A 12,836-nucleotide genomic window follows, 5' to 3' on the forward strand; every position below is an offset into this window, starting at 1 on the left:
CATCCACGAAGTGTCGCTCTATGCCGATGGCGATGTCGATGCCGTCGCAGTCCGGATCAACGGCATACTCGCGGACCTGGCCCTGCCGAAGCAGGTCGAGCGCGAAGCGCTCCCCGACATCGACTGGGTTGCACGCTCGCTCGAAGGACTGAAGCCGGTCCGCGCCGGGCGTTTCTTTGTCCACGGCGCGCATGATCGCGACAAGCGCCGCAGCGGTGACCTCGCCATTGAGATCGAGGCGGGTCTTGCCTTCGGCACCGGCCATCACGGCACCACGGCCGGCTGCCTCGAACTGCTGGAACAGGTGGTGCTGCGCGAACGCCCCGGCAACGCGCTCGACCTCGGCACCGGCAGTGCCGTGCTGGCGATAGCGCTGGCCAAGCTCGCGCACATCCCGGTGCTGGCGACCGACATCGATCCGGTGGCCGTTCGCGTCGCTGCGACCAATGCGCGACTGAACCGAGTGAAGGCGCTTGTCGAGACGGTGACGGCGCCCGGCTTCCACCATCCGATCTTCTCTAGGCGCGCGCCCTTCGACCTCATCGTCGCCAATATCCTGGCGCGCCCGCTGATGCGGTTGGCGCCCGAGATGGCCAGGCACATCAGGCTCGGCGGCTCGCTGGTGCTCTCCGGCATTCTCGACCGTCAGCGCGATGCGGTGATCTCGGCCTATGTCGGCCAAAGCTTCCGCCACGTCCGCACCTTGCACCGCGAGGGCTGGGTGACCATCCACCTCAAGCGCTGAAAACCGGATCGTTCAAGACTGGCCCTGTCGAAATCGATTCCGGTTTCGAAGACCTTGCGCTACGGTCGCGCGAGCCATTCGAGGAGATGCGGAAAAATGTTCCAGACCTTTGATTCCGCCGGCGATCCGGCTGTCGGCAAGCCGCGCGTGGCGACGCTGCGCCAATGGCTGGCCGAGAACAAGCTGGACGGCTTCATGGTGCCGCGCGCCGACGAGCATCAGGGCGAATATGTCGCCGACCGGTCGGCCCGGCTGAAATGGCTGACCGGCTTTTCCGGCTCAGCCGGCGTCGCCATCATCCTGCGCGACCGCGCCTTCATCTTCGTTGACGGCCGCTACACGCTGCAGGTGCGCAATGAGGTCGATCTTTCGATCTTCACCGTCGAGAGCCTGGTCGACAATCCGCCGGCCTCCTGGATCAAGGACAATCTCGGCAAAGGGGCCAGGCTCGGCTTCGACCCGTGGCTGCACACGATCGGCGAGATCAAGGCATTGAAAGCCTCGGCCGAGCAGTCCGGCGCGACACTGGTGCCGCTCGAGAAGAATCCGATCGATATCATCTGGGAAGATCAGCCCGAGCCGCCGCGCGCACCCGTGGAACTCCATCCGGTCGCCTTCGCCGGCGAGCTCGCCAAGGACAAGCTGGCGCGGCTGGCGGGCGCGATCGAAAAGGAGGGCGCGACGCACGCCGTGCTCACCGACCCTTCTTCCATCGCCTGGGCCTTCAACATCCGCGGCGGCGACGTGGCGCATACGCCGCTGGCGCTCGGCTTCGTCATTCTTGCCGCCGACGGCAAGCATCAACTCTTTATGGACCAGCGCAAATTTTCGCGCCAGGTCGCGGCCTATCTCACCCAGCTCGCCGATCCGCACGATCCAGGCGAATTCGAAGCGGCGGTCGCCAACCTCGCCAAGGGCGGCGCAAAAATCGCGCTCGATCCCGTTCTGGCGGCGGAAAAGCTCAAGATGCTGGTCGAGGGCAATGGCGGCATCGTTGTCTCTGCGCCGGACCCCGCCCGCATTCCTCGCGCCACCAAGAACCAGACCGAGGCCGCCGGCAGCCGCGCAGCGCACCGCCGCGACGGCGCCGCAGTCGCCAAGCTGCTCTGCTGGCTCGACCGGCAGCAGCCGGATACGCTCGACGAGATCGACGTCGTGACCAAGCTCGAGGAGGTGCGGCGGCAGACCGGCGAGGAAACACAGATGCCGCTGCGCGACGTCTCCTTCGACACGATTTCCGGCGCCGGCCCGAACGGCGCCATCATGCATTACCGGGTCTCCCGCGCCACCAGCCGCAAGCTGCAAAGCGGCGAGCTGTTCCTGCTCGATTCCGGCGGACAATACCAGGACGGCACCACCGACATCACCCGCACCGTGCCGATCGGCCAGCCGACCGAGGAGATGCGCGAGCGCTTCACACTGGTGCTCAAGGGCATGATCGGCATCTCAATGCTGCGCTTTCCGGCCGGCACGCGCGGTTCGGAAATCGATGCCGTCGCCCGCGTGGCGCTGTGGAAGCACGGCTGCGACTTCGCCCACGGCACCGGCCATGGCGTCGGCTCTTACCTCGCCGTGCATGAGGGCCCGCAGCGCATCGCCCGCACCGGCACCGAAAAACTGCTTGCCGGCATGATGCTGTCCAATGAGCCGGGCTATTACAAGGAAGGCTCCTACGGCATTCGCATCGAGAACCTGATCCTGGTCACGCCTGCCGAGCAGATCGAGGGCGGCGACATCGCCATGCACGGCTTCGAGACGCTGACGCTGGCGCCGATCGACAAGCGCCTCATCCGCAGCGACCTGCTGACCCGCGACGAACTGCACTGGCTCGACCAGTATCACGCGCGGGTTCTGGCCGAGATCGGTCCGATGGTGGACGGCGAGACGCTGGCCTGGCTGGAGAAAGCCACGGCGCCGCTGCCGCACGACGCCAAGATCTGACTTCTAGCCGACGAACTGCCTGGCCAGAATCAGCACCGCGGCACCGGCCAAAAACATCGCCATCAGGCCGCCGCGCAGCGACACCAGCGCGGTGACGATCAGCGCTGCCCATTCGGCCGGTCCGGCGCCGAGCGCGGCAGGTGCCACAAGTGTCGTCAGCACAGCGGCCGGCACGGCGTTGAGGCCGGCCTCGACACGCGGGTGGACGGTCTCGAAGCGCGAGATGACGAGATGGCCGCCGACGCGCGTGAGATAGGTGGCGACGGCGCCGGCGAAGATGATCCAGAAGGTCGTGCTCATGTGCGCTGCCCCACGCCGCTATGATGCGGCGGCAGAATGACCGCCAGAAGGACGCCGGCAATGGCGCCGATCGAGACATGCCAGGGCGAGCCGACCGTCTTGTAGGCGACGATCGAGGCGGCCGCGCTGGCGACGACCACCGGCAGCCACAGCGGCCGCTTGCGGAAGCCGAGAACCAGGCCGAGGAAATAGATCGGCAGCAGGAAATCGATGCCCAGAGCATGGGTATCCGGGATCATCTTGCCGAAGACCGCGCCGAGCGCGCTTTCGGCCACCCAGAACACATAGACCGGCAGGCCGAGCCCGAGATACCAGACGAACCCGACCGATTGGCCGGACGCCGCGCGCGCCTCGGCCACGGCATATTGCGGATCGGTCAGGATGAAATAGCCCAGCGCTTGCTGCAGCAGCGGCCAATGCGCCATGCGCCGGCCGATGCCGGCGGAATAGAGCACGTGACGGAAATTCACCGCGAAGATCGAGAGCACGATCAGCCAGGGCGCGACATGCTGGCCGAACAATTCGATGCCGACCATCTGGCTGGCGCCGCCGAAGATCAGCGCGCTCATGAGGAATGCTTCCAGGACCGAAAACCCGTTGTCCACGGCAATCGCGCCAAACAGGATCGCGAACGGCGCGGAGGCGACGACGACCGGCATCGACAGCCGCACGCCGTCCCAGAAATCGCTCCTCGCACGGCTTTCCAAGATTGCTTCCGCCGACATCCAACTGCTCCCTTGAGCGGCTTGATTTAGGGAGCGGCTTCCCGCTTGTCACACCAATTCGCTTGAGCCGACGATCAGCGGAACTGATTGCCGGGCTTTGAGCGGCTCAGGCAGCCTTACCCTGGATCGCCCTGCCCCAATCGAGCAGCGGCTTGGCGCGCAAGGTGAAGCCGACGAGATCGTCAACTAGCGCCGCCATGTAGATGGTTTCGGGATCAATATTATGCCGCACCGCGAAATGGCGGTTGCGGACTGCTTGCGCGAGATCGGCTTCGCTGACGTCCTCGAAACCACGCGGCGCGCGCTTCAGGCAATCTTCCCCATCCAGCTCCAGCCCAGTCTTTTTCAGCGCTGAAACCATGGTGCGGAAGGCGGCCGGCTTCGTCACGATCGCCTTGCGCATCGCCTGCAGCAACTCCGGTCCGGGCTGCCACCAGGCGACGCCGGCAAAGCAGCGCTCGAGGCCGATATGCACATAGAACACGCCCTGCTCCATCTTGGTGCCGTCTGGCGACAGGATTGCCGACAGGTGCCGATTATAGGGGCGCTTGTCCTTGGAGAAGCGAACGTCGCGATTGATGCGGAACAGCGACTTCTTGCGGTCGCCGCGCAGGCCAAGCCTCGCCGCGGCGAAACGCTCGCTGAGTGCCTCGATGAGATCGCAGAACGGCTCGTGCAGCTCACTCTCGTAGAGACCGCGGTTTTTCTGGAACCATTCGCGGCTCTGGTGGAAGTCGAGCGCCTTGAGGAACGGAATGGCCTTCTCGCCAAAACCCTTGAACGCTCCGGCCATCAGCCGCCCCTGCCGATGCGCTGCAGCCAGGTGTCCTCGTCGATCACCTCGATGCCGAGATCGCTCGCAACCTTGAGCTTGGAGCCGGCGCCCGGACCCGCCACCACCAGATCGGTCTTGGCCGAAACCGAGCCGGCGACCTTCGCCCCCAGGCGCTCCGCCATCGCCTTGGCCTCGGAGCGCGTCATCTTTTCCAGCGTGCCGGTGAACACCACCGTCTTCCCGGATACCTCGCTGCCGGCCGAGATCTCGACCACATAGGGCTTGGGATGGACTTGCGCCAGCAGCGCATCGAGCACGTCGTCATTGCGCTCATTGCCGAAGAAGTCGCGCAAGGCGTTGATGACGGTGTCGCCGATGCCGTTGATCGACGGGAACACGTCATGCGGATCCTCCGCCTTCGCCGTCTCCTTGCCGACGCGGATCAGTTCCTCGATGGTCGTGAACTGGCGGGCAAGCACCGCCGCCGTCGTCTCGCCGATATGGCGGATGCCGAGCGCGAAGATGAAGCGGTCGAGCTCCGGCTCGCGGCGCGCGTCGATGGCTGCGAACAGCTTGTCGAGGCCTTCGTAGTTGCGATCTTCGACGCTGCGCACATTCTTGCGCGTCTTGCCCGATGCGGCCTCGCGCAGTCTCGCCTGCTCCTCACGCCGCTCCGCCAGCGCCTTGGTGACGGCCGGCCGGCGGTCCTTCAGCGTGAAGATGTCGGCGGCGGTCTTGACCAACCCGGCATTGAAGAACAGGTCGATGTTCTCGGCGCCGAGACCCTCGATGTCGAGCGCGCCGCGCGACACGAAGTGGCGCAGCCCCTCTACCGCCTGCGCTGCGCAGATCAGCTCGCCGGTGCAGCGGCGCCGCGAATCCTCCTTGCCGGTCTTCTCGCTGGTCTCGCGCGTCGCCGGCGAGCCGCAGACCGGGCAGGTGTGCGGGAACTCATACGGCACTGCATCGGCCGGCCGCTTGTCGATGAGGACCCTGACGATCTGCGGGATGACGTCCCCTGCCCGCTGGATCACCACCGTGTCGCCGATGCGAACGTCAATGCCGTCGCGGATCGGCTGCCCGTTGCTGTCAAAACCCTTGATATAATCCTCATTGTGCAGCGTGACGTTTTCCACCACCACGCCGCCGACCGTCACCGGCGCCAGCCGCGCCACCGGCGCCAGCGTGCCGGTGCGGCCGACCTGGATGTCGATCTTCTCGACCGTCGTCATCGCCTGTTCGGCCGGGAATTTGTGGGCAACTGCCCAGCGCGGCTCGCCGGTGACAAAGCCCCAGCGGCGCTGCAGCTCGAGCTGGTCGACCTTGTAGACGACGCCGTCGATGTCGTAACCCAGCGAAGAACGCTGTTCCTCGATCCGGCGGTAGTGCCCGATGAGGTCGTCGATCGACCTTGCCCGCACCATCAGCGGACTGACCTGGAACCCCCATTCCTTGAACTTCTGCACGGAATCGTACTGGGTCGGAGCGGGATCCGCCGTCGTGTAGCCCCAGGCATAGGCGAAGAATTTCAGATTGCGGCTGGCGGTGACGGCTGGATCCTTCTGGCGCAGCGACCCGGCCGCCGTGTTGCGTGGATTGACATAGTCCTGGCCGCCGATAGCTGCCGAGCGCTGCTTCAAAGCCTCGAACTCCGCGTAGGTCATGTAGACCTCGCCGCGGATTTCGATCACCTCCGGCCAGCCCGAGCCCTGCAACTTCTTCGGGATGTCGGCGATGGTCTTGAGATTGGCAGTGATGTCCTCGCCGACCGCGCCGTCGCCGCGTGTCGCGCCTTGCACGAAGATGCCGTTTTCGTAGCGCAGCGATGCCGACAGCCCGTCGATCTTCGGCTCCGCCGTGAAGGCGATATCGAGGTCCTTGTCGCGGTCGAAGAAGCGCCGGCCACGCTCGATGAAATCGGCCACGTCCTGGTCGGTATAGGCCTTGGCGAGGCTCAGCATCGGCACGGCATGCCGCACCTTGGTGAAGCCTTCCGCCGGCGGCGCGCCGACCCGACGCGACGGCGAATCCTCGCGAACGAGATCGGGAAAGCGCCCCTCGATGGCAAGGTTGCGCCGCGCCAGTGCGTCGTATTCGGCGTCCGAAATCGTGGGCGCATCCTCCATATGGTAGCGCCGGTCGTGCTCGGCGATCTCCGCCGCCAGCCGCTTCAGCTCCTCCGCGGCCTCGCTTTCGCTCAGCGAATCGACTGGTTTTTCAGACATGAAGCGCGGTCCTCGAATTGTGGCGGGCCACTATAAATCAGGATTCGGTATGGAGGAGTCGGCTTGCGCAAAAATCATTGCCGAACAGCAGGATGCAGCCACCTGCTGACTCGGCATTCCAGCCGGGGAATCAAGAAGCCTAGGCTGCCGCCGTGTTCTCGCGCAGCAACCGCTCAGCGGCGGCGCGCGCTTCATCGGTGATGGTGGCGCCGGCCAGCATGCGCGCGATCTCTTCCTGGCGCGCCGCGCGATCCATTTCGGCAATGCCGGTGGCGACACGGTCCTTGCCGCCGGACTTCGAGATTAGAAAATGCGTCGCAGCGCGCGCCGCCACTTGCGGCGCATGCGTGACCGAAAGCACCTGCACCCGCTTCGACAGCCTCGCCAGCCGCTGGCCGATGGCATGGGCCACGGCGCCGCCGACGCCGGTGTCGATCTCGTCGAAGACCAGGGTCGGCGCCGAGCCGCGGTCGGCAAGCGCCACCTTCAGGGCCAGAAGGAAGCGCGACAGCTCGCCGCCGGACGCAACCTTCATCATCGGCCCGGGCCGTGTGCCCGGATTGGTGCGCACCCAGAACTCGACCTGGTCGATGCCTTCTTCCATGCGGCCATCGGCATCGCTCACCATCTCGACGATGAACTCCGCCCGTTCGAGCTTGAGGGCCGGCAGTTCGGCCATCACCGCCTTGGTGAGGCCCGCCGCCGCCGCATGACGCAGCGAAGAGAGCTGCGCCGCGGCTATGTCGTAAGCTTCGCGCGCGGCGGCTGCTTGTTTCTGCAGCCCGTGCAGGCGTTCCTCGCCCGCATCGAGATCGGCAAGGTCGGCCGCCATCGTGTCGCGTAGCTGCGCCAGATCGTCGACCGCGACATTGTGCTTGCGTGAGGCCGCGCGCAGCGAGAACAGCCGCTCTTCGGCCTTTTCCAGGCGCTGCGGATCGTATTCGGTGGCGCGTAGTGCTGTCTGGACGCCGGACTGCGCCGCGTCGAGCGAGATCATTGCCTCGTCCAGCGACTTGACCACATCGTCGAGCAGGCCCGGCACCTCACCCGATTTGCGCTGCAGCCGCCTGAGCAGGCTGGCGAGCTGCGGCAGGGGCGAAGACGGCCCCGACAGCACATCCTGCGCATCGTGAATCTCGGACGCGATCTTTTCGGCGCGCATCATCTGGGCGCGTAATTCGGCAAGCTCGGTCTCTTCGCCCGGCTGCGGATCGAGCTTCGCCAACTCGGCGACCGAGGCCCTGAGATAATCGGCCTCGCGCGCCGCCGCCTCGACCTTGGCGCGGTGCCGCGAAAGCTCCTGTTCGCAGTTCCGCCAATAGCGCCAGGCTTCGCCCGTCCCGCGCACGGCGCCGAGATGGCCGCCGAAACTATCCAGCAATTCGCGGTGGGCGCCGGGATCGACGAGCGCCCGCTCGTCATGCTGGCCGTGTATCTCGACCAGCGCGCGGCCGACGTCGCGCATCAGGGTCACGCTGGACGGCTGATCATTGACGAAAACGCGGGTGCGGCCGTCGGCGGTCTGCACGCGGCGCAGGATGATGTCGCCATCAACCTCGATGTCGTTGTCGGCAAGCAGCGCGCGCGCCGGGTGGTTGCGCGGCACGTCGAACACGGCGATGACCTGGCCCTGCGCCGCGCCATGGCGGACGAGCGAAGCGTCGCCGCGCGCGCCAAGCGCCAGCGACAGCGCATCGAGCAGGATGGATTTGCCGGCGCCGGTCTCGCCAGTCAGCACCGAAAGCCCAGGCAAGAAGTCGATGTCCAGCTTCTCGATCAGGACGATATCGCGGATCGACAGTCTGGACAGCATCAGAAGTGTCAGGCGCCGGTGATCAGCTTCCCGGCCTTGGAGATCCACGACCCGGCATTCTCGCGCGGTTCAAGCCCGTTGCTCTGCAGGAGCTTGTAGGAATCCTTGTACCACTGGCTGTCCGGGTAGTTGTGGCCGAGCACCGCTGCGGCTGTCTGCGCTTCCGAAGTCAGGCCCATCGCGTAGTAGGCTTCGGTCAGTCGCGCGAGCGCCTCCTCGACATGGCGCGTGTTGGAGTAGTTCTCGACCACGGTGCGGAAGCGCTTGACGGCGGCGATATATTCGCGGCGTTCCAGATAGTAGCGGCCGATCTGCATCTCCTTGCCGGCGAGCTGGTCGGTGGCAAAGCGGATCTTGTCCTTGGCGTCGTCGACATACTCGGAATTCGGCCAGCGGGTCACCAGGTCCTGCATGGTCTGCACCGTCTGGCGCGCTTCCTTCTGGTCCTGGGTGACGTCCTTGATCTGCCGGTAGTAGCTCAAGCCGATGATGTACTGCGCATAGGCGGCATCGTCGGTTGACGGATAGAGCGTCAGGTAACGTTTGGCGGAACCGATCGCCTCGTCATAGTTGCCGGCGCGATAATCGGCGAAGGCGCCCATCACCATCGATTTGCGGGCGAATTCCGAGTAGGGATGCTGGCGGTCGACGGCGTCGAACTTCTTGCTCGCCTCATCGAGGCGGCCGGCATTCAGATTGGCGAGGCCCTGGTTGTAGAGAACGTCTGCGGGTTCGGTGTGGTCGACATAGGTCGCCAGATTGACGTCCTTTTCGGAGGACATGCAGGCCGACAGCATGAGCGACGGGGCGACCAACGAAAACGCCAGGAAAACAGCCCGATACGGCGCCTTCGATTGACCAACTCGCGAAAAAAACATGTTTGGATTCCGCCCTTTCGGCGTCGTTTCGGTCCCGGCCGCAGCCATAAACCATTATCCCCTTGCCCGGCAACGCTATGTCCGGCCAATCGCACATTTTTGTGGCGGTTTGGGACCGTCCCCAAAGCCGCTCGATTTCACGGGTTTGTGATGCATTTGCGCAACACAGGCTTCGCTACAAAGCCAGAAAATCGTTAAAAATCAGATGACCCAGGGCGCGTAGACCGGTCCGCTGACGGCGATCATTTCGGCGACCCGGCCGCGCTCGCGGCGCCGCGTCTCGACGATCTCGAAGGCCGTACGGTCCGAAAGCAGGCGGCGCAGCGCCGCCGCGTTCATCCGATGGCCGCCACGATAGGAGCGGAAGCAGCCGATGAAGCGCGCGCCGGCAAGCGCCAGGTCGCCCATGGCGTCGAGCGTCTTGTGGCGGGCGAATTCGTTCGGATAGCGCAGTCCGCCGACATTGATGACGCGGTTGTCGTCGCCGATGACCAGCGAGTTCTCCAGCGACGACCCGAGCGCGTAGCCGGCGGCCCACAGCCGCTCGACATCCTTCATGAAGCCGAAGGTGCGGGCCCGCGCGATGTCGCGGCGGAAGATGTCGGGGTTGATATCGGAGGCGAAGAGCTGGCGGCCGATTGCCGGGCTCTCGAAGTCGATCTCGACCTCGAATCGCGTGCCGTCATAGGGGCGGAACTCGGCCCAGGATGCACCGGCTTCGACGCGGATCGGCTTGACCACGCGGATATAGCGGCGCTTGACCGAAAGCGTGTCGATCCCCGCCTGGTCGAAGGCTTCGACAAAGGCCACCGCGCTGCCGTCGAGAATGGGGACTTCCGGACCGTCGATCTCGATGATGAGATTGTCGATGCCAAGTCCGAACACCGTCGCCATGAGATGTTCGACGGTTCCGATATGCTGGCCGACCGGATCGCCGAGCATGGTGCACAGGTCGGTGGCGCCGACCTCGGAGACCAGCGCGCGGAACTCGCGGAACTCGCCGCCATTCGCGAGGTGGAACACGATGCCGGTATCGGCGTCGGCGGGCAGGAAATGAACGGTGACGGGCTTGCCGCTGTGGACGCCGGTGCCGGTCAGCGTCACGCGCGCCTTAACTGTCGTCTGATAGTCGTGCAAGACAAACCCCATAAGCCCAAACCGCCTGTGTCCGCTTGTCAGCCTTAGGCATTATCGGCCCGACGGATCATCTGGCCTGCGCGCAAAAGCGGCGAATGAGCAAGGCAGCGGCTCTGATAACATCGGCAGGCAGGGCCAACTCCCCGAATCCCGGCAAACCGACTTTAGTCCGACGCGAAGATAGTGGCCCGTCCGGGAGACTCCAAATCACGGTTTCTTACCCCGTGTAACCGCTGCCCTGAACGAAGAAACACTCGTAATCCGTTGTTTCTCTATAACTTTTAAAGGCAACAGGCAGACGATTCTCTCGCCCGCCTGTTAACAGCTGTTATATATCGTTAGTATATGTTCTGCCCGAAAGTGCACAGCGGTTTTGGGAGAACGACATTATCAAACATTGCTTAAAGCGCGCCGCACAGGCGGCGCGCTTTAACGATTAGTTCGCCTGGCGACGCAGGAACGCCGGGATCTCCAGCTGGTCGTCTTCCTGCACCGTGCGGCTTTGAGGCGTGAGGCGCCCCTGGTCGTCGAGCTGGCCGCGGCGCGGCGCATAGAGCTGCGGGTCCTGGCTGGCGAGGCGGCGCATTTCCGGTGCCGCCTGGCGCAGTTTCGGCTCGCGCGGCTGCGCCGGCTGCAGCCGGGCCGGCTCTTCCTCGCGGCGGGTCAGGCCGTTGGTCAGCCGCTTGATCAGCCCCATCGGTCCGCTGTTCTCATGATCCGCAGGGCGGCTCTTGGCCTCCACCTCGGCCCTCACGACCGGTGGAAAGTCCTCGACGCGCGGCATGCGCTGCGGCGCTGCAGCCACAGGCTGCGGCATCTCGCGCTGCGGCGCGGGCTGCATGACCGGCTGCTGGGCGATCGGCTGCGGCTGAGGCTGGGCCGGCGGAGCCTGGAAGATCTTGCTCTGCGGGCGGAAGTCGTCGAGCGGCGCGGGGCGCGGCTGTGCCATCGCGGCGGCGTTCGCCTCTGCAAGCTGGATCGCCTCGGCAACCGGATCGACGGCGCGCGGCTCGTAGGCCTGCTGCTGAACCGGTGCGGGACGGCTTTCCTGAACAGGTGCGGCGGGACGGGCGACCGGCTTCTGCGGCGCGCGGATGGAGATTGGCGCCGCGGCGATTTCGGCCGCCGACTTGTCGATGCCGGTAGCGACCACCGAGACGCGGATCACGCCTTCCAGTTCCTCGTCGAAGGTGGCGCCGAGGATAATGTTGGCGTCCTGGTCGACCTCCTCGCGGATCCGGGTCGCGGCTTCGTCGACCTCGAACAGGGTGAGGTCGCGGCCGCCGGTGATCGAGATCAGCAGGCCCTTGGCGCCCTTCATCGAGGTCTCGTCGAGCAGCGGATTGGCGATCGCCGCCTCGGCGGCGGCCATGGCGCGGCCCTCGCCCGAAGCCTCGCCGGTGCCCATCATCGCCTTGCCCATCTCTCGCATCACCGAGCGGACGTCAGCGAAGTCGAGATTGATCAGGCCTTCCTTGACCATCAGGTCGGTGATGCAGGCTACGCCGGAGTAGAGCACCTGGTCGGCCATGGCGAAGGCATCGGCGAAGGTGGTCTTGTCGTTGGCCAGCCGGAACAGGTTTTGGTTGGGGATGACGATGAGCGTATCGACGCATTTCTGCAGTTCCTCGATGCCCATGTCGGCCGTCTTCATGCGGCGCTGGCCCTCGAAATGGAACGGCTTGGTGACGACGCCGACGGTGAGGATGCCCTTTTCGCGCGCCGCGCGGGCAACGACGGGTGCAGCGCCCGTGCCGGTGCCGCCGCCCATGCCGGCGGTGACGAAGCACATATGCGTGTTGGACAGATGATCGATGATCTCGTCGATGCACTCTTCCGCCGCCGCGCGGCCGACTTCCGGCTGCGAGCCGGCGCCGAGGCCTTCCGTGACATGCGCGCCGAGCTGGATCAGCCGCTCAGCCTTCGACATCGTCAGCGCCTGCGCGTCGGTGTTGGCCACCACGAACTCGACGCCGCGCAAGCCGGCTGTGATCATGTTGTTGACCGCGTTGCCGCCGCCGCCGCCGACACCGAACACGGTGATGCGTGGCTTAAGCTCGGTGATGTCCGGCTTCTTGAGATTGATGGTCATAGTCTCCGTCCTTTGCCTTTCCCGCCGCCTCGCCGCTGCGGCCGCCTTTGGGGCTGTCCCCGTCAAATTAAAAACTGTCTCTCAACCACTGACTCATGCGATGCAGTTTTCCGCCCGTTCCGGTCATCCTGAAACCGGAAAGTCCTTTCGCCGAATGGCTCTCGAAGCTCGCCATTTGAGGATAGATCAGAAGCCCGACCGGGGT

General features: G+C 65.2%; 10 protein-coding genes and 1 pseudogene. 2 read left to right on the forward strand and 9 right to left on the reverse strand.

Features of this window, described 5'->3' with window-relative positions:
• Window positions 1–745 (forward strand): 50S ribosomal protein L11 methyltransferase (locus tag EOA75_RS18060; protein ID WP_127324799.1); only part of this gene is annotated, 745 nt, incomplete at its 5' end.
• Between the two features lie 96 nt (window positions 746–841).
• Window positions 842–2,686 (forward strand): aminopeptidase P family protein, encoded by a 1,845-nt coding sequence (locus tag EOA75_RS18065; protein WP_127324800.1) that lies wholly within the window; start codon window positions 842–844, stop codon window positions 2,684–2,686.
• A 3-nt stretch (window positions 2,687–2,689) separates the two neighbouring features.
• On the opposite strand, the gene EOA75_RS18070 is transcribed toward EOA75_RS18065, so the two are convergent.
• The 9 genes and pseudogenes from EOA75_RS18070 to EOA75_RS35085 form a co-directional block, all read right to left on the reverse strand.
• A complete protein-coding gene (locus tag EOA75_RS18070) occupies window positions 2,690–2,986 on the reverse strand; it encodes an AzlD family protein (RefSeq protein ID WP_095779033.1) in 297 nt (98 codons plus the stop codon).
• Window positions 2,983–3,711, reverse strand: a complete 729-nt coding sequence (locus EOA75_RS18075; protein ID WP_127324801.1) for an AzlC family ABC transporter permease — start codon at window positions 3,709–3,711, stop codon at window positions 2,983–2,985. The genes EOA75_RS18070 and EOA75_RS18075 overlap by 4 nt, the downstream gene beginning before the upstream one ends.
• 106 nt (window positions 3,712–3,817) lie before the next feature.
• Window positions 3,818–4,504, reverse strand: a complete 687-nt coding sequence (locus tag EOA75_RS18080; protein WP_127324802.1) for a TIGR02453 family protein — start codon at window positions 4,502–4,504, stop codon at window positions 3,818–3,820.
• Window positions 4,504–6,711, reverse strand: coding sequence for an NAD-dependent DNA ligase LigA (gene ligA, locus EOA75_RS18085; protein ID WP_127324803.1), 2,208 nt, complete (start codon window positions 6,709–6,711; stop codon window positions 4,504–4,506). Before ligA ends, EOA75_RS18080 begins: the two co-directional genes overlap by 1 nt.
• A gap of 139 nt (window positions 6,712–6,850) precedes the next feature.
• Window positions 6,851–8,524, reverse strand: coding sequence for a DNA repair protein RecN (gene recN / locus EOA75_RS18090; protein ID WP_127324804.1), 1,674 nt, complete (start codon window positions 8,522–8,524; stop codon window positions 6,851–6,853).
• A gap of 8 nt (window positions 8,525–8,532) precedes the next feature.
• Complete coding sequence (locus EOA75_RS18095) at window positions 8,533–9,402, reverse strand: outer membrane protein assembly factor BamD (RefSeq protein WP_066990991.1); 870 nt, start codon at window positions 9,400–9,402, stop codon at window positions 8,533–8,535.
• 201 nt (window positions 9,403–9,603) lie between these two features.
• Entirely contained in the window at window positions 9,604–10,551 is a 948-nt protein-coding gene (lpxC, locus tag EOA75_RS18100; protein ID WP_095832082.1) for a UDP-3-O-acyl-N-acetylglucosamine deacetylase, read from the reverse strand.
• A 424-nt stretch (window positions 10,552–10,975) separates the two neighbouring features.
• Complete coding sequence (gene ftsZ / locus EOA75_RS18105; protein ID WP_095824918.1) at window positions 10,976–12,631, reverse strand: cell division protein FtsZ; 1,656 nt, start codon at window positions 12,629–12,631, stop codon at window positions 10,976–10,978.
• 67 nt (window positions 12,632–12,698) lie between these two features.
• Window positions 12,699–12,836 (reverse strand): annotated as a pseudogene (locus EOA75_RS35085) (cell division protein FtsA); the annotation flags it as partial.

The organism is Mesorhizobium sp. M1A.F.Ca.IN.022.07.1.1 (assembly GCF_003997575.1).
Classification (GTDB): domain Bacteria; phylum Pseudomonadota; class Alphaproteobacteria; order Rhizobiales; family Rhizobiaceae; genus Mesorhizobium.